The following is a 24528-nucleotide window of genomic DNA, read 5'->3' as shown; positions in this document are numbered from 1 at the left end:
AATAAGTATATGAAAACCCTATTACATCCTTCCTATTTCCCCTCTATCAGTCATTTTGTTGCTATGATGCAAGCAGATGAAATTGTATTTGAAACGGAAGATAATTTCCAAAAACAAACGAACAGAAACCGTACCTATATTTATAGTCCAAATGGAATTCAGCTTTTGAATATTCCAATAAAACATTCTAAAACCAGTCATCAAAAAACCAAAGACATCCAGATAGAAAACGACTTTGACTGGCAAAAACAACATTTTAAATCCTTAGAAGCAGCTTACAGAAGCTCTCCTTTTTTCGAATACTTTGAAGATGATTTTGTTCCTTTTTTCGAAAAGAAACATACTTTTTTAATGGATTTAAACTTCGAAGCTTTAGAAATTATTTCTAAATGCATGCGTACCAAATTTAATTTTACAACTACCGAAGAATACTTTCATGAAGTAGATTCAAACTCTTTTAAAGATTACCGCTTTTTAGTTAACGGTAAAAAAGACCCTTCCGTTTTTGAATCCTACCCTCAGGTTTTTGATGACAAATATGGTTTTATCAATAATTTAAGTATTCTTGATTTACTTTTTAACGAAGGAAAATTTACGGTTGATTATTTAAAATCACAAAGTTTAGTTATCCGATAACTAAAAATTTTACCGCAAATTCACAAATTAATTTTTAAGTTTTGTGAACTTTGCGAAAACCCTTGTTGACTTTGCGGTTAAAAATTGGTGAATTCGTGGCTTAAAAATTATTCCAACGAAAGCTTTGCCATGATTGGGAAATGATCTGAATTATCAAATTCAGGAAAAGTTTCAAACTTTTTGACCTTCATCTCTCTGTCGGCAAAAATATAGTCAATTCGAGCAGGATAATATTTAAAACGATAGGTTTGACCAAAACCCTTTCCTGCCTCTTCAAACGCGTCTTTAAAACTACCTTTTATAATGCGATATACATACGAAAAGGCACTGTTATTCATATCACCACAAATGATAACCGGATAATGGCATTCTTTCAAATTATCCCTCAAAATTTCAGCCTGTTGTTGCTGCTGTTTAAAAGCCTTACTAATTCTAAAAAACAACAGCTGTGATTTTTGTTTATTAATCACATCAATATTTTCGGAAATCTCGTTCACATCAGGCGAAATCTTAATCGATTGTAACTGCATATCATAAACCCTGATAATATCTTTCCCTTTCTTTATATCGGCATAAACTACATTGTTGTTTGAATTGGGAAAAGAAATTTTCCCCTCTTCAATAATTGGAAACTTGGAAAAAATAGCCTGTCCGGTTTTAATTTGCTTTCCTTCCATAAAAATAGCACGATGCGGATACACTTTCAAATCAACGTGAGCCGAATTAGAATACTCCTGAATACACACAATATCGGGATTCTTATCATTTATAAACTCTAATATCGTTTCCGGAATATCATCCCTGTTTTGCCATTTAAACAAGTTAAACAGCCTGACATTGTAGCTCATCACCACAAAATCTTTTTCACTTTCAGGATATTCCTTGTTTGAAAATTTATAAAATTTATTGATAAACGTTATTCCGATTAAAAGTGCCAAACCGGACATCATCATTCTTTTTTTGAGTTGAACCGCCCAATACACGAAAAAGAAAGAATTTAAAACGAAAAATACAGGCATAAACAAAGTCAATACCGACAATAAAGGAAAGATTTTTGGTGCCAAAAACGGCAACACATAAGCGATAAAAGTAACGACAATAAGGATAATGTTTAAAACAAACATCCCTCTGTTAAACCACGAAAGATTTTTCATTTTATTTTATTTAATGTCCAAAGTCTCCACAAACTTCAAACCATTATTTACCCGATTTGAATAAAAAATCCTTTTCCTCTTTAGTTAAACTATCATAACCGGACTGACTGATTTTGTCCAAAATCTCGTCAATTTGTTGTTGTGTTTTATCTTTTGTTACAATTCTGGATGCAGTTCGTTTTTCAACCGGTTTAGAATAATTTTTATGAACTTTTTTAAAAGGTGTCGATGGTGATCTTTTGAAACCATTGGCAAAAAAATCAATAATTTTAGTCACAATCACACTCATATCGGTACCGTTTTGTAAAGCTTTCATATAGACGAATCCAAAAAAAGCACCCGCCAAATGCGAAATATGACCACCCATATTCTCTAAACGCAATTGCATCAAATCCAGTATAAGCAAAACTGCTGTAATATGCCATAATTTTACATTTCCTATCAAAAGTAACCGAACCGGCATTAAAGGCTGGCAAACAGTAACAGCCATCAAAACAGCCATTATAGCCGCCGAAGCACCTATCATAGGAGCACTAATATTCATCATCAAATAACTACCTACAAATACCGCTCCCGCAAAAACAGCACTCAACAAATACAAGCCTAAAAACTGTTTTTGTGTAAAAAAAGTTAAAAACAACTGACTGGCAAAATTAAGCACCAGCATATTGAATAAAATGTGAAAAAAATCAGAATGAAAGAAAGAATAGCTGATAAATGACCAGGGCTTCCATAATAAATCTGCCGGATTAGAAGACAAACTAACATATTGCAAAATATTTACTTCTACTCCAAACAATCGAAATAATCCCGGAAAAACAAATGAAATCAAGAAACAAGCCACATTCCAATAGATTAATCTATTAGCGATTCCTCCTAACTTGTATTGCATTTTTAAGTCGTCTAAAATATTCATTGAGATTTTTTCTAAAGTGGTTTTTAACTCCTTTACTAAATTAATTCCAACGGTTACTGTTAAACTGGTTTTTCTTCCAATACCACATAATCAAAAAACCAAATAATGCACCGCCAATGTGTGCATAATGCGCTATTCCAGACTCGATTCCCATCAATGAATTACCGAAGATTCCAAAAAAACCATCGAAAAGCAGCATATAAACAGGAACAAAATATTTGGCTTTAACCGGTACAGGAATAAACATAATTCCCAACTCTGCATTAGGAAACATAAAAGCAAAAGCAACTAACAAACCATAAATAGCACCTGAAGCACCTACCACAGTTCCAAAATAAGCTTCTATAAATTTTTTAAAATCCATGCCATTCAATAATGGGGCAAGATCACCATTTGCTTTTCCATTTAAAACAGCTATAACTTCCTCTTTTGAAAAACCCTGATTCATCAAAACACTTAATCCGTCTTGAAAATAATAATAGTTTACTGCAGTATTTACCAATACAGCCCCTAATCCACAGGAAATATAAAAAAACAAAAATTTCTTTTCACCCCAAAAATGCTCTAATGTTGAACCAAAAGAGTATAAAGCAAACATATTAAAAGCAATATGAGCAAATCCTCCATGCATGAACATATGCGTTAAAGGCTGCCAAAAATGAAAATTTGAATTTTCCGGAAAAAACATCGCTAACATTTGATATGCCGGATCACCAACCATCAATGTTCCTATAAAAAAAAGAATATTAATTATTATTAATTGCTTAACAATTGGAGTTATATTCATCATATAGCAAATTTTTTATCAATATCTTCCACACGCATTGTGATGAAAGTAGGTTTATGAAATGGAGACACATTTGGGTCTTTGCAGGCAAAAAGACCATTTACTAAATTCTCCTGTTCTTTTATCGTTAAACTTGTACCTGTTTTTACAGCTAAGCTTTTTGCCATCGACTTGGCAATGGTATCGTTTTGACTAAAACTATTCTCAGGAATTCCATCCTGCAAATCGCTCAATAACTGCTCTAAAAGCATCGAAACTTCACTCTCGGTAACATTTACCGGAATTCCAGAAATTACCACATGATCATCATTCGTATCTTCGAAAACAAACCCAGTGTTTATCAATGAAAGTTTCAACTCGGCAATCAATTCCATTTCGCCAGACGAAAAATACAAATTCAACGGAAACAACAACTGTTGACTCGATGCCTGATGTACGGTCATATTAGCCAAAAATTGTTCGTACAAAACCCGCTGATGCGCACGCTGTTGATCCACAATTACCATTCCAGACTTGATAGGAGAAACAATATATTTTTTATGAATTTGATACACATTTTGAACCGCATGCTCTACTTCTTCGTCATTGAATAAAGAAGCTGTCACTTCTTCACTTTCAAAAGAAATCTCAGCACTTTCTGTCGGAAATTCTGATTCTTGTTTTAAACCTACATATAGACTTTCCCAACTGGCCGTTGCAGCAGGCTTTCTGTAACCGGAAGAAGAACCTGAACTTGAAGAACCCGAACCCGAACCTGACCCTGCATAATGTTTATTAACTTTATCATCTGCAAAAGGATTAAACGTGCTGTCCACCTGAATAGTAGGTGTCACTCCTTCTAGATCTTTATAATGATAAGGAGTATCCAAGTTAGCATCCCTGTCGAAATCCAAAACCGGCGCTACATTAAACTGTCCCAAACTGTGTTTGATTGAAGCTCTTAAAATAGCATATAAGGCGCTTTCATCATCAAACTTGATTTCAGTTTTGGTAGGATGAATATTGATATCAATAGAATTGGCAGGAACCGTCAAATATAAAAAATAACTCGGCTGTGCTCCTTCTTTCAGAATTCCATCATAAGCCGCCATTACCGCATGATGCAAATAACCGCTTTTTATAAATCGGTCATTGACAAAGAAAAACTGCTCACCTCTGTTTTTTTTAGCAAATTCAGGTTTGCTTACAAATCCCTGAATCGATACGATTTCTGTTTCTTCCTGAACAGGAACTAATTTTTCATTGGTTTTTCCCGAAAAAACATTCACCACACGTTGTCTTAAAGTCGAAGTAGGCAAATTGAACATTTCACTTCCATTGTGGTAAAAAGTAAAATGGATATTCGGGTGAGCCAAAGCCACTCGTTGAAACTCATCAATAATATGCCTATATTCTACGGTATCCGACTTTAGGAAATTACGGCGGGCAGGAATATTAAAAAACAAATTTTTAACCGCAAATGAAGTGCCTTTAGGCAACACCGCCGATTCCTGAGAAACAAATTTACTCCCTTCGATAACAATTTGTGTCCCTAATTCCTCCTGATCCTGCTTGGTTTTCATTTCCACATGAGCAATCGCCGCAATAGAAGCCAAGGCTTCACCGCGAAAACCTTTGGTATGCAGACTAAACAAATCTTCGGCATGACGAATTTTGGAAGTAGCATGACGTGCAAAACACAAACGCGCATCAGTCACATTCATTCCTTTTCCATTGTCAATTACCTGAACCAAGGATTTCCCAGCATCTTTTATAATCAACTTGATATCTGTTGCATTAGCATCAACTGCATTTTCAAGCAATTCTTTGACTACCGAAGCCGGTCTCTGAACCACTTCTCCAGCAGCTATTTGGTTAGCAACATGATCAGGAAGCAACTGAATTATACTCGACATTGAAAAATATAATTTATTAGTTTAAAAACAAAGGTGCACAAATTTAACAAATTTCCATGGGGTTTTATGTCTTTGCCAATCATAAATAAAACAAAAAAACCCATACTATTTAACAAAAACAGTATAGGTTTCATTCTGAATTATTTAGTTGTTTACTCTTTTAATTCCAAAGGTGTACCCTCGTCTAATTGAATCGCACCTGAAGTCAATAAGTTTTGACTGGCAAATCCATGTGTTAACGAAGCCTGCTGACGAATGTAAGCCATTTTGATGGCTGCAATAGCCGCTTCAGTCCCTTTATTACCATGAATTCCGCCACTTCTGTCAATGGATTGCTGCATGGTATTATCAGTCAATACACAAAAAATTACCGGAATATCCGTTTGCACATTCAAATCTTTAATCCCCTGTGTCACTCCTTCACATACAAAATCAAAATGCTTTGTTTGTCCCTGAATCACACAACCTATCGCAATTACAGCATCCACTTTTTGAGTTTGCAACATTTTCTTAGCTCCATAAATCAACTCAAAACTTCCCGGAACATTCCATCGAATAATATTTTCCGCCGGTACTTCATTGTCTAACAAAGCCTCTTCAGCTCCTTTATACAAACCCTCTGTGATGTTTTCGTTCCACTCCGAAACTACAACTCCAAAACGAAAATCCTTCGCACTAGGAAGTGCACTCTTGTCGTAAACAGATAAATTCTTATTAATCGTTGCCATATCAAATGTATTTTTTAAACTTTCAATTTATAAATAAAAATTGGTGATTACAAGTACAATTCCCTGCAATCACCAATCTTTAAATACTAATTTATATTATTGAGATAAACCAATCAATGCATCAACTGAAGCTGCCTCAGGAGCATTTTCGTAGTTTTCTTTAATATCTGTAAAGTACTTCAAAGCATCCTCTTTTTGCCCTAAAGCCAAAGCAGTTTTTCCTGCTTTTAACAAAAAGCGTGGCGTAGTAAAGTCATTTTTATTAGACTCAGCCGCTTTAACATAATATTCTAAAGCTTCTTTATCCTGTTTTTTCTCTGAATAAGCATCACCGATAGCTCCTTTTGCCAAAGCATTTAAAACAATATCCTCTGAGTTGAATTTGCCTAAATAATCAATAGCCTCAGCATATTTTCCTGTATTCAAATAAGCAAGACCTGCATAATAATTAGCAAGGTTTCCGGCTGAAGTCCCCGAATACTCATCAGCTATTTTAACAAATCCGAATTTCCCTTCTGAACCATTCAAAGCTAATTTATATAACGAATCACTAGCTACTCCATCAACAGCTTGTTGGAAATTTTGTTGTGCTACAAACATTTCACTGGCAGCTTCCTCTTCTTTAGGTTCAGTAACAAATTTCTGAAAACTTAAATAACCCACTGTTAATAAAGCAATAGCTCCTACTACACCAATAATTATTTTTTGGTTTTTAGCTACCCAGTCTTCCGTTTTTGATGCAGTTTCATCTAATTTAGAAAAAACCTCAGCTGTTGTACTGTTTTTTTCGTCAATTACAACTTCTTCTACTGTCTCTTTTACTTCTTTCTCTTTTGGTGCTTTATATCCTCTTTTATTGTACGTAGCCATTTAAAAATAATTTAGTGAACCGCAAAAATAAAATTTTTATTGAAACTCACACATAAAAACTAATATTTTATATCTAAATCGAAAATATTTTTACTCTATTGAAATTCTATCAAATTAAGCCTGGCTTTTTTTGAAACAGAAAAGCGTCAAAAGCCATTTATATCGATATTTTTCAATAATTTGCAGCCTGTTTTAAAAACCTTAACAAAAACAGCAAATACGGCACAGCAGCAGACCACAAAATGTATTTAAAAAAAATTTCTTTATTCAATTATAAAAATTTTTCGGAAGCCAGTTTCGAATTTGATGGTAAAATCATCTGTTTTGTGGGTAAAAACGGCATTGGCAAAACCAATGTTCTGGACGCTATTTACCATTTGTCCTACGGAAAAAGTTACTTTAACCCCTTAGCGGTTCAAAATATCAAACACGGTGAAGAGTTTTTCGTTATTGATGCCGAATTCATTAAAAATGAACGAAGCGAACAACTGGTTTGCAGTTTAAAAAAAGGACAAAAAAAAGTACTGAAACGCAACGGCAAAGCTTATGATAAATTCTCCGATCATATTGGTTTTATTCCGCTCGTGATTATTTCCCCGGCCGACAGGGATTTGATTATCGAAGGCAGCGAAACCCGCCGAAAGTTTATTGACAGCATTATTTCCCAACTCGATTCACACTATTTGCAACAATTGATTCAGTACCAAAAAGTGATGAGTCAGCGCAACGCCTTGTTGAAATATTTTGCCCTGAATCATGTTTTTGACAACGATACCTTATCTATATATAATGAGCAACTCAACGATTTTGGGAAATACATTTTCGAAAAAAGAAAAGAGTTTATCGCTGAGTTTATTCCGATTTTCAACAAACACCATCACGCCATTACCGATTCTCAGGAATCAGTGCAGCTAGTGTACGAAAGTCATTTATTTGAAAATGATTTATTGACACTTTTACAGCAAAATATCAATAAAGACCGAGCCTTACATTACACCAGTATGGGAATCCATAAAGACGATTTATCTTTTGAAATCGATAATCATCCCATCAAAAAATTTGGCTCACAAGGACAACAAAAATCTTTTCTGATTGCCTTAAAACTGGCTCAGTTTGAATTCCTGAAGAAACAAAGTGGCGTAAAACCAATTTTATTATTTGATGATATTTTTGACAAATTAGATGAAACCCGTGTTGCTAAAATTGTCGAAATGGTCAATTCCGATACTTTTGGGCAACTTTTTATTTCAGACACTCATCCTGAACGTACCGAAGCTATTGTAAAATTGACTCATCAGTCGTATAAAATATTTAACTTATAATTTTATTTTAACCACAAAGGACACAAAGTTTTCCGCAAAGTTCACTAAGTTTTTTTAGTAAAGAAAAAGAAAAAATCAGTGATAATCTGTGTAATCTGCGGTTAAAATTTTATTATTAAATCTATTAAAGTCTGTCGTTTTAACTATTTTTGATACTATATAAAATCAAATCCAATGAAAATCAAATTCTTATTCTCGCTAGCCCTGATATTTACACTATTTTTTGCCAACGCCCAAACGGCAACAAAGATTAAAACAGTTGCAGTTCCTGCTTTCGCAAAAGAAATACAGACAAACAAAAAACCACAAATACTGGATGTCCGTACTCCGGAAGAATTTGCCGAAGGACATATTGAGAATGCTATAAATGTGGATTGGCAAGGAGAAAACTTTGTTAAAAATGCTGAAAAATTCGATAAAAACAAGGCTGTTTATGTGTATTGTCGAAGTGGCAAACGAAGCTTAAAAGCATCCGAAAAACTGGAAGCATTAGGATTCAAAAAAATCTATAATTTAGATGGAGGCTTCCTTAAATGGAGCGCCGAAGCCAAAACAGCAAAATAAAAACCCTACAACAACCAAAAAACATCCCTAATGCTTACAAAAGAATCATTGCAATTTTTAGACGACTTAAGAGCCAATAACAATCGTGAATGGTTTCAGGACAACAAAAAAAGATACGAAGCCTATAAAAAAGACTACCATCAGTTAGTGAGTGATTTCCTCGATGCCATGAAACCGATGGATCCAGCATTAGAAATGCTTGAAATTAAAAATTGTACTTTTAGAATCAACAGAGACATTCGTTTTTCTAAAGACAAATCACCTTATAAATCGCACATGGGTGTTTGGCTTTCTTCCGGTTTAAAAGACGCAAATCGTGCAGGATATTACATTCATATCGAGAGAGGAGCCAGTTTTATCGCCGGAGGATTTTATTCGCCGGATCCGGACCAATTGAAAAAAATACGCAAAGAAATTGCGTTTTTCTATGAAGATTTGGAAGCGATTTTGAATGAGCCTAATTTTAAAAGAGAATTTGGCGATTTTAGCCGTAATGAAAAAAGCGTACTAAAAACTCCACCAAGAGGTTACGAAAAAGACCATCCAGCGATTGAATTTTTAAAATTGAAAAGTTTTGAAACCATTCAAAAAATAGATTTTTCAGAAGTATTACAAAAAGACTTTGTTTCTAAAATGAGTCAGAAATTAATACTATTAAAACCTCTGAATGAATTCATGAATCGCGCTTTAGAAACGGACGAATTTTAGTAAGCATCCTGAAGCTTTTTTTAACCGCTAAGAACACAAAGTTTGCGCAAAGTACCTTAAACTTTGTGTTCTTTGCGTTTTAAAAGACAATAAAAAATCTTTCATTTAATCTTTGCGGTTAAACATTTTTGAAAACTCAAGGAAATCTTTTTAATCTGTGGCAAATAAATAATTGATGAAAAAAAGAAAAATACTTTTTCTGGGCGAAAGTTACCGTGCCGATGCCATTACATGGATGAATGGTCTGAAAGAATTTGGCGATTTTGAAATTATTACTTGGGAATTACAAACTCCTAATACTACTTTTTCCAACAGAATAAAAAGAACATTCGAATTCATCATTGCTCCTTTTTCGATTCAAAAAACCATTCGTCTACAAAAACCCGATATGATTATTGCCGAAAGAACTACCAGTTATGGTTTTCTGGCGGCAATATCAGGATTAAACCCCTCAGCCATTGCCCAACAAGGCAAAACTGATCTTTGGCCTGAAAATTCCATCACGATTCCGCTGAAAAGAATTTTACAAAATTACGCTTTCAAAAAAGCATCGTTTATTCATGCTTGGGGCCCTATAATGGCGGAACACATGAAGAATTCCAAAGTGGATATGAACAAAGTTTTAGTATTGCCCAAAGGAATTGATTTAAGTTCATTCGAAAATAAAAACACTGCCAATCCTAATAAAATTCATGCGATTGTCACTCGTTCACTGTTACCAGAATACCAACACGAAATTATTCTTCAGGCTTTTTATCTTTTGAATAAAAGAAAAATTGACTTTACCTTAACCATTGTTGGCGATGGAAAAAACTTAACTTTTTTAAAGGATTTAGCAACGAAAATGCAAATTGAAAGTAAAGTCATTTTCACAGGCAGAATTCCTAATACCAAACTTCCTGAATTGCTAGAACAATCCAATATTTATATCAGCATGCCTGTAACCGAAGGCGTTTCGGCCTCTTTATTTGAAGCTATGGCTTGCGGTTGTTACCCAATAGTTTCGAACATTCCCGGAAATCAAAGTTGGATTCGTCATCGTGAAAACGGACAATTAATTACGGTAAACGATACCGAAATGTTAGCTGATGAAATTCTTTGGGCTTTTGAAAATAAAGACTACAGAAATCAGGCTGTTGTTCAAAACAGAAAATTTGTGGAAGAAAATGCTAATTACCAAACCAACATGAAGATTATTGCAGACAAATACCATGAATTGATTGATGAACAGTCAAAATTAAACCATTAAAAAATTAAGTTTCTTTAAGCAGCTCCTTTCTAAATTTTCTTAATTTCTTAATGGTTTAAAGAAACTTTCCCTCTTTGCGGTAAAATCAAAAATTATAATTCTTACTTTTGAATCGCAAATTCAATCTTTAAAAAGCGCTTTCTTTTATGGAAATTCAACAAAATTTTTCTTTAAAAAACTACAATACTTTTGGCATTGAAGCCAAAGCCAAACAATTTGTTGCCGTTCACTCCGTATACGAATTGGAAACTGTTTTGAAAGAACATAAAGATGAAAAGAAATTTATTTTAGGAGGCGGAAGCAATATGCTTTTAACCAAAGATATCGATGCTTTAGTGATTCATATTGATTTGAAAGGAAAAAAAATCACCCAGGAAGACGATGATTACGTTTGGGTTGAAGCCCAGGCGGGTGAAAACTGGCATGAATTTGTACTTTGGAACATTGACCAAAATTTTGGCGGACTCGAAAATATGTCGCTGATTCCGGGAAATGTGGGAACAACTCCGGTACAAAACATTGGCGCTTATGGTGCTGAAATCAAAGACAGCTTTGTTTCCTGCGAAGCCATCCATATTGCTACTCAGGAAATGAAAACTTTCAGTAATGCCGAATGCAATTTTGGATACCGAGAAAGTATTTTTAAACACGAAGTAAAAGGCCAATACATCATCACATCGGTGGTTTTCAAACTAACGAAACGCAATCATAAAATCAACACTTCTTACGGTGATATTTTAGGTGAATTATCTAAAAAAGGCATTGAAAATCCAGGATTAAAAGAGGTAAGCAATGCCGTAATCGCTATTCGTCAGAGCAAATTACCTGACCCTAAAGAACTGGGAAACAGCGGTAGTTTTTTCAAAAACCCAATTGTCCTGAAAGTAGATTTCGAAAAAATCCATCAAAAATTCCCTGAAATGAAATTCTATGATGTTTCGGCAACCGAAGTCAAAGTTCCTGCGGGCTGGTTGATTGAACAGGCCGGTTTTAAAGGAAAACGTTTTGGCGATGCAGGAGTTCATAAAAATCAAGCCTTAGTTTTAGTGAATTATGGCAATGCAACAGGACAGGAAATCCTGGAAGTTGCTAAAAAAGTACAACACACAGTTTTTGAAACCTTTGGAATCCAAATTGAAGCCGAAGTTAACATCATTTAAAATCAAAAATTAGACAGAAAATTTTCTTTAAAATTCATATTGTATCATTTTCAAATCCTAATTCTATTTATACCTTTGCACTGTCCTTTCCTGAGGCTTCGGGATGGGGATTAAACAATCTTTAAACTCAAATGCTTATACCGATTCTTTACTTTTTTATTGTTATTGTTGTTATTCAAATTGCGTATTATTTAGGTGTTTTTGGGAAATTTGCTTTCGCCAAAGCACAAAAAGTAACACCTAAACGAATTCCAATTTCTGTTATCGTTTGTGCTAAAAACGAAGAAGAAAATGTGGCCAAATATGTTCCGTTATTAGCTGAGCAAAACTATCCTGATTTTGAGATAGTTCTGATTGATGATGCATCAAGTGATAACACTTTAGAATTATTTGAAGCCTTCGAGAAACAATATTCTAACATTCGTCTCGTTAAGGTCGAAAACAACGAAGCATTTTGGGGCAATAAAAAATACGCTTTAACCTTAGGAATCAAGGCGGCTAAAAAAGAATATTTGCTTTTTACGGATGCAGATTGTTTCCCTACATCAAAAGATTGGATTACAGCTATGAGTTCACAATTTACCTTACACAAAACAATCGTTTTAGGCTACGGAGGCTACGAAAAGATAGCCAATTCCTTCCTGAACAAAGTGATTCGTTTTGAAACGGTATTGACAGCTATCCAATATTTTTCATGGGCTAAACTAGGACATCCTTATATGGGAGTAGGTCGAAATATGGCGTACAAAAAAGAAGAATTTTTCAAGGTAAACGGATTTATCAATCACATTCAGGTGCGTTCCGGCGATGATGATTTGTTCATTAATGAGGCAGCTAATGGCGGTAACACGGCAGTGGCTTACACTCCGGAAAGTTTTACCTATTCAGCACCTAAGAAAACATTCAAAGAATGGTTTACCCAAAAAAGACGTCATGTAGCTACTGCTAAACATTATAAAACCGTTGACCAGTTACAATTGGGATTCTTTTTCAGCTCCCAACTCTTATTTATCGTTTTGGCAACCATTTTATTGGCATTCCAATTCCAATGGATTTTGGTGTTGAGTTTAGTGGGCTTAAGATATTTGTGTGCTTGGATTTGCATCGGATTCTCTGCCGGTAAATTAAAAGAAAAAGACATCAAATTTTGGTTTCCAATTGTAGAATTAGCCCTTATTTTTACACAAATTAACGTATTCTTTACTAATATTTTTTCAAAACCGGTCAATTGGAAATAAAAACTCAAATCGAAAAAGCAAAACAGGGAGACCAAACCGCCTTTACTTTTCTGTTGAATCAGTATTGGAACGAGGTCTATGGATTTATGCTTAAACGAACAGAGAACGAGACCAATGCCGAAGATATTACGATAGAAACTTTCTCGAAGGCTTTTGACAAAATAGCGACTTACAATCCTGAATTTCAATTCAACACCTGGTTGATTTCGATTGCTAAGAATGTGTATATTGATATGCTTCGCAAAAGAAAATCCAGCCTTTTTGTAGAAATCACGGAACAGGAAGACCAGAAAGCCTACAATGTTGCCGACACTACTCCGTCTAAAGAAGACGAACTCATCACTGAGCAAAACCTCTCGCAATTACTGCAATACATCAAAGAACTGAAACCGCATTATCAGGAAGTCATCCAGCTGCGTTATTTTCAGGAAATGAGCTATCAGGAAATAGCCGATAAAATTGACGAACCTCTTAACAACGTCAAAGTAAAACTGCTAAGAGCTAAGAAATTATTGGCCGAGATTATCAATAACAGGAGATAATTTTTTTTTAAACCATGAAGAGATTTAAGGTTTATTAAGAGTTTTTTAATGTGAAGGAAAATTCAATGCTTCGGACTTTTACAAGTAAGAAAAGTTTTTATATTTGTGTTTTGCAATTAGAAATAATACGCAAAAAAACTAAAACATGCGCATAACATACCAATAAAGAATCTAACTATTTTGGTTTATGCGTGTATAAACTAGTTAGGTGCAATTAAACAGACAGACATGACAATAAACGAAAAACTGACATTGACGATTGCAATCATAGCCGTTGTAGTTTCTGTTGTAACTCCTTTTGCTCAGAGAAAATATGAGGAATGGAAAGCTAGAATTAGCTTCAAATTATATCTAAAAAAATATCTTGGTGTTCTTTTCAATATTTTGACTTATGACAAAATAGAATATCATATCCCAAGCATTAAAGACAATCCAGAGAAATCCAATTTAACACTTCCTGACTACATAAAAAGGTTTGAACAAGATTTTGCAGAAAATCAAAATACTGTACAATATAGAATTGCCTTTGCGATTCTTTTTAATATTCAGAACCTTTTCTCAGTAATAAATCGAACAAGAATAGAGATTGAAAGAATAGGTGTAGAAAAGCTTTATGAACATACCCTTGCCTATGGAACTAATTTATCAAAAAGAAATTTGGGAAAGATTTATGGAATTTTTTTACTTCTCGAGCATTACAATTCAATTACAACATTTCATGACCGATTTAAAGAAATAAAATCAATCAAAAGAATAACAAAAGATGGAATCATTATCGGTTTTGAACTAGATAAAAATATCTTAAAAGATCAACAGATGGTAGCCGAAGACATGAAGCATTTATGTAATAACGAATTATCAATTGAAGAGGTACTTAAAATAAATAAGCTACTTATTCAAGAAATCAAAATATTTTTCGACTACGAGGCTTTACAAAAGGAGAAGAAGAATCAAGTAAATTACTAATTACAATGAATTTCAATTTTATCGCTAGTGATACGTTAGATTTAAACAGTTTCGAAAATATAGGTAAGTTCGTAGACGACTTCCCAGATTTCAAGACTGTTATGATAAATGACGAAAATGAACTAAAGTTGTTATTTGAATTAATGGGCATTAACGACATTGAGCCTAAAGAGCTACTGACTTTGGAGTTCTCCAAACTTTGGGACATTTCAGGACATAAACTTCCTGAATTAAATGAGGAACAGTTCAATAATTTTTATGAGACTTGGATTCAAAAATCGAGCAGGTCTAATAATATGGACGAATATGGTAATCTCATTTTTTTGCATGGGCTAAGTTCAAAATGGAATAAAATGAATTATAGACTTGTTGTTAAAGAAAACAATTAACTCCCCGACCGCCCAGATATACCCCCCCGCTGCCGTACGAATCCTTTCGTGTGGCATTTTTCTGTCTCGTCCTAAAATAAGTTTACATATTTATACTTAATCCTAAAATAGATTTACAACCAGTTCCCCACTACCAAACCATCAATGCCTATACAGTAAAACACAACTACTATTTCCAGCCCCATTGAACAAAAGGGGCTTTTTTTATCCCTAATACGAACCAAAAAGGTTCTATATACAAACCAAAAAAGTATCTAATAGTCTTTTTTAAGTACGTTAAGGGACTCTTTTTAGTACTATAACGTCTTTTTTTACTCCGCAAATGGGCGTTTTTAAGTACCCTAAGGTACTTTTTAAGTACGCTACAGGATGTTTTTAGTACCATTGCGCCTTTTTTAGGTTCTATAACAGTATGATAATGCCCCAACCGCCCGGTTAGCCCCACGCCGCAAGAATCCTTTCGTGTGGCATTTTTCTTTGTAGAATTACTTGATGAGATTCCTACGGAATGACAAGATTGTGCGCAACAACAACTTAATTTTCGTATCCTCCTAGCGGTTTCATATTTTTAAAAAAGTCTTTTCGCACAAAATGCAACAAAAATCAATAAAACGAATTAGTTACGTAGAAAAGTTTCTAAGTCTCATTTTTTTCTACTCAAAGCTTTAAAACCCTTGCAAACAGTACGTTTTTATTATCCATACGTAACTATAAGTCATTACACTTAACAAATACTTAAGTAAAAATACGTAATTATTTTCCAAAAACTGCGTTTTCGCAACTTTTAATCCAAACAATGCTAGTAATTTTGCCTTGTGAATAAGTAAAACACTTAGACGTAAGTTCACTACTTAAAACGAGCGAAAACAAAACAAGACAAAATAAACAATTAAATTCTTTAAAAATGAGTTCAATTTCAACAAATCAACCGCTTTCAAGTTTAAACATTTTTAGTGGAAAAGGCGTTCAAATGCGTACCTTTCACATTACATGGTTAACTTTTTTCTTTTCCTTTTTTGCATGGTTTGGTATGTCATCTCTTATGCCATTGGCTAAAGAGCAATTACACCTTACAAAAGACCAATTAGGAAATATTCAAATTGCAGCTGTATCCGCAACCATTATTGCCCGTCTATTAATCGGTAGATTAGTGGATAAATTTGGCCCAAGATTAACCTACACCTGGTTATTAGTAGTTTGTTCGATACCGGTATTTTTAATTGGAACTTCACAATCTTATGAAAGTTTCCTTTTCTTTAGATTAGCTATTGGTGTTATTGGAGCTTCATTTGTAATTACACAATTTCATACTTCAGTAATGTTTGCTCCGTCTATTAAAGGAACGGCAAATGCTACAGCAGGAGGTTTTGGTAATGCTGGTGCAGGTTTAGCTAATATCATGATGCCTATAATTGCTGCAGGATGTGTAGGTTTAGGACTTTGTTCTGAACAAGACAGCTGGAGATATGCTATGATTGTTCCTGGATTCATGTTATTGTTCTTTGCTTTTATCTATTTCAGATATACTAAAGATTTACCAAACGGAAACTACAAAGAACTTGGTATTCAAAACAGCAATAAAGAAAACACTTTTATGCTTGCTGTTAAAGATTACCGTACTTGGGTTTTAACAGTTGCTTATGCTGCTTGTTTTGGTGTAGAAATCACTATTGATAATTTTGCTCCTATTTACTTCACGGATACTTTTGGTGCATCATTAAAAACAGCCGGAATCTGTGCAGGTATTTTTGGATTAATCAATCTTTTCGCAAGACCTTTAGGAGGTATCGTTGCTGACAAAGTGGGTAAAAGCTATGGTTTTTCAGGTAAAAATTTATTATTAGCCTTATTACTTGTATTAGAAGGAATCGGAATTATTTTCTTTGGTATGACGGATCAATTAGGAGTTGCTATCTTTTTAATGTTCTTATTTGGAGTAAGTTTAAAAATGGCAAACGGAGCTACTTACAGCTTGGTACCTTTCGTAAATCCAAAAGCAGTAGGTAGTGTTGCAGGAATTGTAGGTGCAGGAGGAAACATTGGAGCGATGTTGATTGCTTTCTTATTCAAAGCAAAAGCAGTTAAATTTTCTAAAGATGTAATTGATGAAACCGGAATAGCACAAACTAAAGATTTAATTGATTACACCAATGCTTTTTACATATTAGGAATCATAATTCTAATGACAGGAGTTGTTGTTTTGGCTGTAAAATTTGCAGTTAAACACAAAGAAGAAGAAACCGAAGTAAAAGGCGATGTAATTCCTGCTGTAGTTTATGTAAAATCTAAATAACATAATTTTAAATCCACAAAGGATATAAAAACAAATTACTGTTTTGGTTATTGTTAAAAAAAAGAAAGGCTGTCCTGATAAGACAGCCTTTCTCATATTACTAAATTTTAAGAAATAATTCGTTTTGAAATAAAACGCTGTATAAACAACAAAACTCCGTCCCGTTCTAAAAAACGAGACGGAGTTTCTCAGTCTTTAACGCATTAAAGACCTAAACGCAGGCTTGGGGCACCTACGGTAATTCGGGTAGTAGTTGTCGACGGACTGTAGCTTCTTTGATAATAAGGACTTTCATAACCATAGTAATAATAGCCTGCATAAGTATAAAACATAGGGTCATGATGGCAATGTCCATCACAATGATCGTAATGTTCCATGTAGGTTTCTTTCTTCGCCGCCATATAAGCCCGATACGCTTTTCTATCTTTTTGCTTCAAGGCTTTTTCGTATTCTTTTTGTTCTTTCCAAAAAGACTTTCCCTTTTCTTTAGTTTCAGCGGTAAATGCCAACTCATACTGAGCGTCTTCTACACCACGTTTTTGATAATAAGACATGCTGTCGGAATGATTATTGACTGTGGTCTCACTTTTTACTTTAGCTTCCTGAGCATTTATGGCAATTGACCCCAAAAAAATAAATGCTGCAATTATTTTTATACTTTTCATAATTCAAATAATAATGGTTCGTAAAAATCACTTTCTACAATAAGACAACCATAAGCACATTTTCCCTACCCTGACAACTATTTTTTTTGAAAACAAAATAAAAATTGGATTTCATTAAACCTTTTGCTTTATTTAACATCTTAATTACCAACAACCAAACAAAAACCATCCCGATACTGAAGTCTCGGTACGGGGCTAAATCCTACTCGTTATGAACCACAACACTCTTTGGTCCCTCCGTTTGGGCTTTTCAAACCAGCAAGCAGCAAACATTGAAAAAATGGGAATTTCTAGATTCCTTGAAGCTTCCTTCAAAACTGATTTTAACAACAACCTACCCGATTTTCTAAAAGACAGCCCCCAAACACTGGCTGAATTTAGAGCGCAACGTCAAAAAAACGGGGCATTAGACAGAGAAAAAAAACAAGAATTTCAAAGACAGGAAGCCCTTACTTCCTTAGAAATGAAATTCTGGTGGATAGACAAGATGAGAAACGACCCTTTTCCGCTTCGGGAAAAAATGACCTTGCTGTTACACAATCATTTTGTGGCTACTTATCAAAAAGTAAAAGTCAATTATTGGATTTTTGAACATAACCAACTACTTAGAAAACATGCTTTTGGTAATTTTAAAGAATTAACGAAAGCCATTATCAAGAGTAATGCGATGATTCGCTATCTAGATAATGTGGACAACCGAAAAGGAAAAATCAACGAAAATTTAAGTCGGGAGTTACTGGAACTTTTCACTCTGGGCATTGGCAACTATACCGAAGACGATATCAAAAACGGAGCGAAAGCCTTAGCTGGTCTTAGTTATGGAGATAATGGCGGTATTTATCATGACCGAATTGCCGACGATTCTGAAATTGTTTATTTGGGCAAAAAAGGACATTTTAAAGCAGATGACATCGTTGATATTATCTTCAAACAAAAAAACAGTCCCTATCTTTTTACCCGTAAAATTCTGCAATGGTTTATTTATGATACACCAAGCGAAACCCTGGTAACCTATTATGGTGATTATTTCAGAAAGCAGAATTTTGAAATCAAACCTTTATTGGAAAAAATAATTACCGAAGAATTTGATAAAAAAACGGCCGGTTCCAAAATCAAAAATCCTTTGGAATACAGTTTACATATCCTTTCCGAATTGCAAATTAATCCAAGAACGAACCGACCGATAGTGGCATTTCTAAAAGGACAAGGCATGGATTTATTTAACCAGCCTAATGTAAAAGGTTGGGAAGGCGGCAAATCATGGCTGACATCACAAATTTATTTACAGCGCAACAACCTGGCTGATTTGTATTGCAGCGGAAGAGAAATTTTCAACCAAAAAGCCATGGGAACTATGATGGAGGAAAATGATAATCGCCCCAATTTCAGAAAAACTACGGTTAATCTAAATTGGAAACAGGGCACTAACAAAGAAATCATTGGCGAGTTATCGAACAGATTATTATTTAAAATAGACAACGAAAGTCAGAAAGACTTTGAAAATATCCTGAAATACGATTTTGATGCCTATGCTCAAAATGCCAATCAAGCGGTTTTACGACTTTTTAATGCAATAGTTAAAGAACCTGAATTTCAATTAATTTAAAAGCAACCTCCCTTTAATTATCTGATTATGAACAGAAGAAATTTTCTATCGCTTACAGGAACATTAACAGGAGGAACCCTGTTGCTTCCTAATTTTTTGTTTTCTTATGCTACTCAAAAAAACCTGATTATAGGAGAACAATGCTTAGTTTTTGTCCAATTGAATGGCGGAAACGACGGATTAAATACGTTCATCCCTTTTGAAGATCCTTTGTATTATGACTTGCGTCCCAATATTGCTATTTCTAAAAACGAAGTGATTTCGACCACTAAAGGCATGGGATTCCATCCTTCGTTAAAAGGATTTGCTCAAATGCAACAAAATGGCGATTTATCCGTGATTCAAAACGTAGGTTATCCTGAGCCGAATCGATCGCATTTTAGAAGTCAGGAAATATGGCAAACCGCTTCCGATTCAAGTCAATATATCAACGAAGGCTGGCTGGGACGCTATTTAGATTTACAATGTGTAACGCACACTCCTACAGCGGGAATTAACATCGATTCAATTGATAATTTATCTTTAAAAGGAGATAGTCCAAACTCTATTACTGTAAAAGATCCAGACCGATTTAAAATCAAAAACATCAAAGAAGAAACAGATGTTTTATCTGAAAATCCTTCCTTAGATTTTGTTCGAAAAGTAGCCAATTCGGTTTTAGAAGGTTCAGAAGAAATTCAGACTGCCTTAGGCAAATCAACCGCCGAAACCACCTACCCTAAAAATGCATTAGGGAAAAATCTGGAATGGATTGCCCGATTGATTAAAGGAAATTTAAATTCGAAAGTCTACTACACTTCACAAGGTGGTTATGACACACATGACAATCAATTAACCATTCAAAACAATAAATTCAAAGAATTAGACAGCGCTTTATACAGCTTTTATCAGGATTTGAAAAAAGCCAATTTACTTCAAAATGTAACAATCGTTGTTTTTTCTGAATTTGGACGAAGAGTAAAAGACAACGGAAACGGTACCGATCACGGAACCGCTGCACCAATGTTTGTAATAGGCGGACAAAACCAAGGAAAAGTCATAGGGAACAATCCTAACCTTGCTGATTTATCTCAAGGTGATTTGAAATACCAAATTGACTTTAGATCTGTCTATGCGAGTTTATTAAAAGAAAAAATGGCTTTTGATTACCATAAAATCGGGATAAAAAGTACACCATTACAAGACTTGTTTTAATATTTCACCCCTTTTAAAGTTTTGTTTCCTTATTGTAATTCCTATTTTTACAGAGTCAAAAAAGGCGGTAATGATTAAAAACAAAACTTTAAAAGGGGTATTACTTGTAGGATTAGGAGCCAGTTGTTATGGTATGCTTGCTACTTTTGTTAAAATGGCTTATTTAGAAGGTTATACTACTGCCGAATTAAGTGGTTCTCAATTTTCGTTAGGCCTTGTCGGATTGATAATTCTTAATCTTTTTCAAAAAAAAAGCACGAACAAAAAAGAAGTTCAAGTATCTAAACATCAAATACGCCAGCTAATCCTTGCAGGAACGTCCATAGGTTTTACAAGTGTTTTTTATTACCTATCCGTAAAATATGTTGCTGTTTCTATTAGTATCGTTTTGTTGATGCAAACGGTTTGGATGGGAGTCGTTCTCGAAATGTTTTTAGATAAAAAACGGCCTTCAACCCAAAAAATCTTTTCGGTCCTGCTCACATTAACAGGAACTGTTTTAGCAACAAATTTACTTCATGAAAGCCTTGTTATTGAATGGAAAGGCTTCTTTTGGGGATTATTAGCCGCGGCTGCTTATACTGCCAATATGTATAGTTCTAATAAAATTGCTGTCGAAATTTCTTCGTTGCAACGCAGTTTATTTATGATTATTGGAGGTGCATTGATAGTAATTGTCTTTGGGCTTTTAACCCAGAATACGGCTTTTAATTTTTCTATTTTCATCAAGTGGGGATTTATTTTATCCTTATTTGGAACTATAATTCCTCCCCTGTTACTCAATATGGGATTCCCTCTCACAGGTATTGGATTGGGAAGTATTGTTTCTACATTAGAATTACCTGTTTCGGTCATGATGGCCTATTTTCTATTAGCGGAGAAAGTTATTTTAGAGCAATGGCTGGGTATTTTTTTAATTATTGCTGCCATAATTTTTATGAACATCCGTCTAAAAAAATAAAAAAGATTTGAGCAAACATGAATGTAATTAATATTCTAACTATCAATACTCACAGAAATTCAGCTCATTTTTCATCTCAGAAGGTATTAAATTAGAGGAGCGCTTTGCATCTGGATTCATTTATCAATTTGTTTTTGTAAAAGAAGCATAAAATCTCAATTAGTATTTGACATAAAATTTAAGAAAAGCTTAATATTCAAAGCTATAAACACGAATTATTCAAAAACGAATCGTTTCTTGGATGGCTAATACAAAGCCTAAAAAACTAAACAAAAAAAACCGCGGAAAATGTGAAATAATTATTTTTTTTATTAATATTGAAATCTATTATAAAATCATTTTAATTTAAAAAAAACTATTTAGAATAAATTTTCACGTGATGAAAAAGAGTAACCGTAAAGAACTTAGCTTTGAGCAAACTGAAAAGCTTGTCACATTAGCCCTGGAGGAAAGAAATCCATTCGAAATTATAAAAAAAGAGTTTGGATTGGCTGAAAAAGAAGTTCTGGAAATCATGAAAAAAAAGATGCCTCTGGAAAAATTTGAAATGTGGAAAAAGAAAGCTACAGCTACTAAACCGAAACCGAAACCGCTTAAAATTGATGATTTTGATGACGATTTAGATGGAAAATATTATATCAAAAACAAATTAGACTAATCTTAGAAACACTCTTAAAAACGAGTGTTTTTTTTATCTCATTTGCACTGTTCAAAACAGCGAAAAACTATTTAATACCTAAACATTACATGAGAAAATTATTATTTGCATTTGCTTTCACTTCATTACTTTGGAGCTGTAAAACCATTAATAACAACAAAAGCAAAACAGCAATTATTCAGGCCAGCATCAATTTGAATGAGGTAAAAAACGATCAGGTTTTAGTTACTGTAAATGCACCTAAAATAAACTCTAACGAAATTAGTTATCACATTCCTAAAACCGTTCCGGGAACCTATTCTGAAGATAACTATGGAAAATACATCGAAGATTTAAAAGCTTACGACAAAAAAGGCAACTTGCTGACTGTTAAAAAAACAGACCAAAATTCGTGGACAATTTCCAAAGCAAAATCTTTAAACAAAATAACTTACTTAGTAAGCGACACTTTTGATACCGAAAAAGGAACCGGATTTGGTCAGGATGATGTTTTTTCACCAGCCGGATCCAATATTGCCGCAGCTGAAAATTTTATGATTAACACACACTGCTTTATTGGGTATTTTGACAATTTCCTGGCAACTCCATATCAACTCAGTATCAATCATCCTGACAATCTGTGGGGAGCTACTTCTATGATTGATAAAGACAGTAGTGTAACAACGGATCTTTTTGTAACTTCTCGTTATGCCGAATTGGTTGAAAACCCAATTATGTATTCTAAACCTGATTATACTACTTTTAACGTAGATGGTATGGATATTCAAATATGTGTGTATTCTCCAACCGGAAAATATACCGCCGAGAGCATTACACCTGAAATGAAAACCATGATGACGGCTCAAAAAAAGTTCTTAGGTAAAATCAATTCGACTAAAAAATATTCGGTTCTTTTATATTTATCCAGTTTAAAAGAAAACGACGCACATGGCTTTGGAGCACTGGAACATCCCACAGCAACTACTGTGGTATTGCCGGAAATGATGGAAAAAGACGAATTAGTAAAATCAATGATGGATGTTGTTTCACATGAATTCTTTCATATTGTAACTCCACTAACCATTCATTCAAAAGAAATTCAGGATTTTGATTATAATGCGCCAAAAATGTCCCAACATTTGTGGATGTACGAAGGTGTGACTGAATATTTTGCTAATCTTTTTCAAATAGATCAAGGTTTGATTTCTGAAACTGATTTCTATAACCGAATGGCAGAAAAAATTGAAGAAGCCAAAGCTCTCAACGATACAATGCCATTTACTACAATGAGCGCTAATGTCTTAAAAGAACCTTATAAAAGTCAATACTTAAATGTGTACCAAAAAGGAGCATTAATTGGAATGTGTATCGATATTATTATTCGCGAAAAAAGTAATGGCCAAAGAGGGATTCTGGATTTGATGCAAAAATTATCAAATGAATATGGTATTTCAAAACCATTTAATGATGAAGAACTTTTTGATAAAATAACTGAATTAAGCTATCCTGAAGTGGGCGATTTTTTAAAAACCTATGTAGCCGGACCTACTCCTATTCCTTATGAAGTTTATTTAGCCAAAATGGGACTTGGAAAATCAAAAATTCAAGTGCCGGGAGCTATTTTCTTAAAAGACAACAGTACTCCTTATGTGAATGTGAATCCTGCTTCTAAAGAAATTTTTGTTGTTCCCGATATGGAATTAAATATATTCTTTGATAATCTTAAATTAAAAGGCGGCGATATTATCTTATCCATTAACGACATAGCTTATACTTATGACAACATTTACGACCTGATTAACCAAAGTACCAAATGGAAAGAAAACGAACCTATTATCGTAAAAATTAAACGTAATGGTAAAGAAGAACTTCTAAAAGGAACCGTAAAATTTCCTAATGAAGAAAAAGAAAACATTACAGTAACAGATGAATCTAAAAAACAATTAAAAGAGGCCTGGTTAAAAGGATAAAATAATTTAAAAAAAGAAGCGCTTTGAAAACAGAATAGGACTAGTTCTTCTCTTTTTCAACTATTTTCTTTACTTTGC

23 protein-coding genes are annotated in these 24528 nt (G+C 33.9%); 16 read left to right on the top strand and 7 right to left on the bottom strand.

What is annotated here, in order from left to right; genetic code table 11:
* Positions 1–9: 9 nt before the first annotated feature.
* On the top strand, positions 10–636 hold the full coding sequence (locus BLR17_RS07605) for a WbqC family protein (RefSeq protein ID WP_066324716.1): 627 nt from the start codon (positions 10–12) through the stop codon (positions 634–636).
* Positions 637–743: 107 nt separating this feature from the next.
* Here the strand turns inward: BLR17_RS07605 and BLR17_RS07600 are convergent, their stop codons facing one another.
* The 6 genes from BLR17_RS07600 to BLR17_RS07575 form a co-directional block, all read right to left on the bottom strand.
* Positions 744–1790, bottom strand: coding sequence for an endonuclease/exonuclease/phosphatase family protein (locus tag BLR17_RS07600; RefSeq protein WP_066324718.1), 1047 nt, complete (start codon positions 1788–1790; stop codon positions 744–746).
* Positions 1791–1833: 43 nt separating this feature from the next.
* Positions 1834–2706: a rhomboid family intramembrane serine protease gene (locus BLR17_RS07595; protein ID WP_066324719.1), complete on the bottom strand. Its 873-nt coding sequence runs from the start codon at positions 2704–2706 to the stop codon at positions 1834–1836.
* A gap of 40 nt (positions 2707–2746) precedes the next feature.
* Positions 2747–3496, bottom strand: coding sequence for a rhomboid family intramembrane serine protease (locus BLR17_RS07590; RefSeq protein ID WP_066324721.1), 750 nt, complete (start codon positions 3494–3496; stop codon positions 2747–2749).
* Positions 3493–5388, bottom strand: a complete 1896-nt coding sequence (gene mutL / locus BLR17_RS07585) for a DNA mismatch repair endonuclease MutL (RefSeq protein ID WP_066324723.1) — start codon at positions 5386–5388, stop codon at positions 3493–3495. The genes BLR17_RS07590 and mutL overlap by 4 nt, the downstream gene beginning before the upstream one ends.
* 152 nt (positions 5389–5540) lie before the next feature.
* Positions 5541–6116: a 6,7-dimethyl-8-ribityllumazine synthase gene (ribH, locus tag BLR17_RS07580; protein WP_066324725.1), complete on the bottom strand. Its 576-nt coding sequence runs from the start codon at positions 6114–6116 to the stop codon at positions 5541–5543.
* 96 nt (positions 6117–6212) lie between these two features.
* Positions 6213–6986, bottom strand: coding sequence for a tetratricopeptide repeat protein (locus BLR17_RS07575; RefSeq protein WP_066324727.1), 774 nt, complete (start codon positions 6984–6986; stop codon positions 6213–6215).
* 242 nt (positions 6987–7228) lie between these two features.
* On the opposite strand from BLR17_RS07575, the gene recF reads away from it, so the two are divergent.
* From recF to BLR17_RS07520, 10 genes are all read left to right on the top strand, one after another.
* Complete coding sequence (gene recF, locus BLR17_RS07570; RefSeq protein ID WP_066324735.1) at positions 7229–8308, top strand: DNA replication/repair protein RecF; 1080 nt, start codon at positions 7229–7231, stop codon at positions 8306–8308.
* A gap of 174 nt (positions 8309–8482) precedes the next feature.
* Positions 8483–8872 carry a rhodanese-like domain-containing protein gene (locus tag BLR17_RS07565; RefSeq protein ID WP_066324737.1) on the top strand — a complete coding sequence of 130 codons (390 nt, stop codon included), beginning with the start codon at positions 8483–8485 and terminating at the stop codon, positions 8870–8872.
* Between the two features lie 30 nt (positions 8873–8902).
* The gene (locus tag BLR17_RS07560) at positions 8903–9580 is read left to right on the top strand and encodes a DUF2461 domain-containing protein (protein WP_066324739.1); all 678 of its coding nucleotides are present in this window, start codon (positions 8903–8905) and stop codon (positions 9578–9580) included.
* Between the two features lie 175 nt (positions 9581–9755).
* On the top strand, positions 9756–10829 hold the full coding sequence (locus BLR17_RS07555; RefSeq protein WP_066324741.1) for a glycosyltransferase: 1074 nt from the start codon (positions 9756–9758) through the stop codon (positions 10827–10829).
* A 146-nt stretch (positions 10830–10975) separates the two neighbouring features.
* On the top strand, positions 10976–11989 hold the full coding sequence (murB, locus tag BLR17_RS07550; protein ID WP_066324742.1) for a UDP-N-acetylmuramate dehydrogenase: 1014 nt from the start codon (positions 10976–10978) through the stop codon (positions 11987–11989).
* A 131-nt stretch (positions 11990–12120) separates the two neighbouring features.
* Positions 12121–13227: a glycosyltransferase gene (locus tag BLR17_RS07545; RefSeq protein WP_066324745.1), complete on the top strand. Its 1107-nt coding sequence runs from the start codon at positions 12121–12123 to the stop codon at positions 13225–13227.
* The gene (locus BLR17_RS07540) at positions 13218–13769 is read left to right on the top strand and encodes an RNA polymerase sigma factor (protein ID WP_066324748.1); all 552 of its coding nucleotides are present in this window, start codon (positions 13218–13220) and stop codon (positions 13767–13769) included. Before BLR17_RS07545 ends, BLR17_RS07540 begins: the two co-directional genes overlap by 10 nt.
* Positions 13770–13997: 228 nt before the next feature.
* Entirely contained in the window at positions 13998–14735 is a 738-nt protein-coding gene (locus BLR17_RS07535; protein WP_066324750.1) for a hypothetical protein, read from the top strand.
* A 101-nt stretch (positions 14736–14836) separates the two neighbouring features.
* Positions 14837–15124: a hypothetical protein gene (locus BLR17_RS07530; protein ID WP_139068319.1), complete on the top strand. Its 288-nt coding sequence runs from the start codon at positions 14837–14839 to the stop codon at positions 15122–15124.
* Positions 15125–16028: 904 nt separating this feature from the next.
* Positions 16029–17417 carry an MFS transporter gene (locus BLR17_RS07520; protein ID WP_066324757.1) on the top strand — a complete coding sequence of 463 codons (1389 nt, stop codon included), beginning with the start codon at positions 16029–16031 and terminating at the stop codon, positions 17415–17417.
* Between the two features lie 203 nt (positions 17418–17620).
* Here BLR17_RS07520 and BLR17_RS07515 read toward each other — a convergent pair whose 3' ends face one another.
* Positions 17621–18082, bottom strand: coding sequence for a hypothetical protein (locus BLR17_RS07515; RefSeq protein WP_066324758.1), 462 nt, complete (start codon positions 18080–18082; stop codon positions 17621–17623).
* A 211-nt stretch (positions 18083–18293) separates the two neighbouring features.
* Between BLR17_RS07515 and BLR17_RS07510 the strand changes: the two genes are divergently transcribed.
* From BLR17_RS07510 to BLR17_RS07490, 5 genes are all read left to right on the top strand, one after another.
* Entirely contained in the window at positions 18294–19688 is a 1395-nt protein-coding gene (locus BLR17_RS07510) for a DUF1800 domain-containing protein (protein WP_066324760.1), read from the top strand.
* A 27-nt stretch (positions 19689–19715) separates the two neighbouring features.
* Positions 19716–20882: a DUF1501 domain-containing protein gene (locus BLR17_RS07505; RefSeq protein ID WP_066324763.1), complete on the top strand. Its 1167-nt coding sequence runs from the start codon at positions 19716–19718 to the stop codon at positions 20880–20882.
* A 70-nt stretch (positions 20883–20952) separates the two neighbouring features.
* Complete coding sequence (locus BLR17_RS07500) at positions 20953–21843, top strand: DMT family transporter (protein WP_066324765.1); 891 nt, start codon at positions 20953–20955, stop codon at positions 21841–21843.
* Positions 21844–22222: 379 nt separating this feature from the next.
* On the top strand, positions 22223–22501 hold the full coding sequence (locus BLR17_RS07495; protein ID WP_066324767.1) for a DUF2805 domain-containing protein: 279 nt from the start codon (positions 22223–22225) through the stop codon (positions 22499–22501).
* A gap of 89 nt (positions 22502–22590) precedes the next feature.
* Positions 22591–24450: a M61 family metallopeptidase gene (locus BLR17_RS07490; protein ID WP_066324769.1), complete on the top strand. Its 1860-nt coding sequence runs from the start codon at positions 22591–22593 to the stop codon at positions 24448–24450.
* Positions 24451–24528 lie beyond the last annotated feature (78 nt).

The organism is Flavobacterium glycines (genome assembly GCF_900100165.1).
GTDB lineage: Bacteria > Bacteroidota > Bacteroidia > Flavobacteriales > Flavobacteriaceae > Flavobacterium > Flavobacterium glycines.
The sequence above is the reverse complement of the archived record's forward strand: the minus strand, read 5'-3'. Positions and strand labels throughout refer to the sequence as shown.

Bases quoted from the DNA above. Each gene is read 5' to 3' on its own strand.
- BLR17_RS07605 (WP_066324716.1), top strand. From the start codon at position 10: ATGAAAACCCTATTACATCCTTCCTATTTCCCCTCTATCAGTCATTTT.
- BLR17_RS07600 (WP_066324718.1), bottom strand. From the start codon at position 1,790: ATGAAAAATCTTTCGTGGTTTAACAGAGGGATGTTTGTTTTAAACATT.
- BLR17_RS07595 (WP_066324719.1), bottom strand. From the start codon at position 2,706: ATGAATATTTTAGACGACTTAAAAATGCAATACAAGTTAGGAGGAATC.
- BLR17_RS07590 (WP_066324721.1), bottom strand. From the start codon at position 3,496: ATGATGAATATAACTCCAATTGTTAAGCAATTAATAATAATTAATATT.
- mutL (WP_066324723.1), bottom strand. From the start codon at position 5,388: ATGTCGAGTATAATTCAGTTGCTTCCTGATCATGTTGCTAACCAAATA.
- ribH (WP_066324725.1), bottom strand. From the start codon at position 6,116: ATGGCAACGATTAATAAGAATTTATCTGTTTACGACAAGAGTGCACTT.
- BLR17_RS07575 (WP_066324727.1), bottom strand. From the start codon at position 6,986: ATGGCTACGTACAATAAAAGAGGATATAAAGCACCAAAAGAGAAAGAA.
- recF (WP_066324735.1), top strand. From the start codon at position 7,229: ATGTATTTAAAAAAAATTTCTTTATTCAATTATAAAAATTTTTCGGAA.
- BLR17_RS07565 (WP_066324737.1), top strand. From the start codon at position 8,483: ATGAAAATCAAATTCTTATTCTCGCTAGCCCTGATATTTACACTATTT.
- BLR17_RS07560 (WP_066324739.1), top strand. From the start codon at position 8,903: ATGCTTACAAAAGAATCATTGCAATTTTTAGACGACTTAAGAGCCAAT.
- BLR17_RS07555 (WP_066324741.1), top strand. From the start codon at position 9,756: ATGAAAAAAAGAAAAATACTTTTTCTGGGCGAAAGTTACCGTGCCGAT.
- murB (WP_066324742.1), top strand. From the start codon at position 10,976: ATGGAAATTCAACAAAATTTTTCTTTAAAAAACTACAATACTTTTGGC.
- BLR17_RS07545 (WP_066324745.1), top strand. From the start codon at position 12,121: ATGCTTATACCGATTCTTTACTTTTTTATTGTTATTGTTGTTATTCAA.
- BLR17_RS07535 (WP_066324750.1), top strand. From the start codon at position 13,998: ATGACAATAAACGAAAAACTGACATTGACGATTGCAATCATAGCCGTT.
- BLR17_RS07530 (WP_139068319.1), top strand. From the start codon at position 14,837: ATGATAAATGACGAAAATGAACTAAAGTTGTTATTTGAATTAATGGGC.
- BLR17_RS07520 (WP_066324757.1), top strand. From the start codon at position 16,029: ATGAGTTCAATTTCAACAAATCAACCGCTTTCAAGTTTAAACATTTTT.
- BLR17_RS07515 (WP_066324758.1), bottom strand. From the start codon at position 18,082: ATGAAAAGTATAAAAATAATTGCAGCATTTATTTTTTTGGGGTCAATT.
- BLR17_RS07510 (WP_066324760.1), top strand. From the start codon at position 18,294: ATGAACCACAACACTCTTTGGTCCCTCCGTTTGGGCTTTTCAAACCAG.
- BLR17_RS07505 (WP_066324763.1), top strand. From the start codon at position 19,716: ATGAACAGAAGAAATTTTCTATCGCTTACAGGAACATTAACAGGAGGA.
- BLR17_RS07500 (WP_066324765.1), top strand. From the start codon at position 20,953: ATGATTAAAAACAAAACTTTAAAAGGGGTATTACTTGTAGGATTAGGA.
- BLR17_RS07495 (WP_066324767.1), top strand. From the start codon at position 22,223: ATGAAAAAGAGTAACCGTAAAGAACTTAGCTTTGAGCAAACTGAAAAG.
- BLR17_RS07490 (WP_066324769.1), top strand. From the start codon at position 22,591: ATGAGAAAATTATTATTTGCATTTGCTTTCACTTCATTACTTTGGAGC.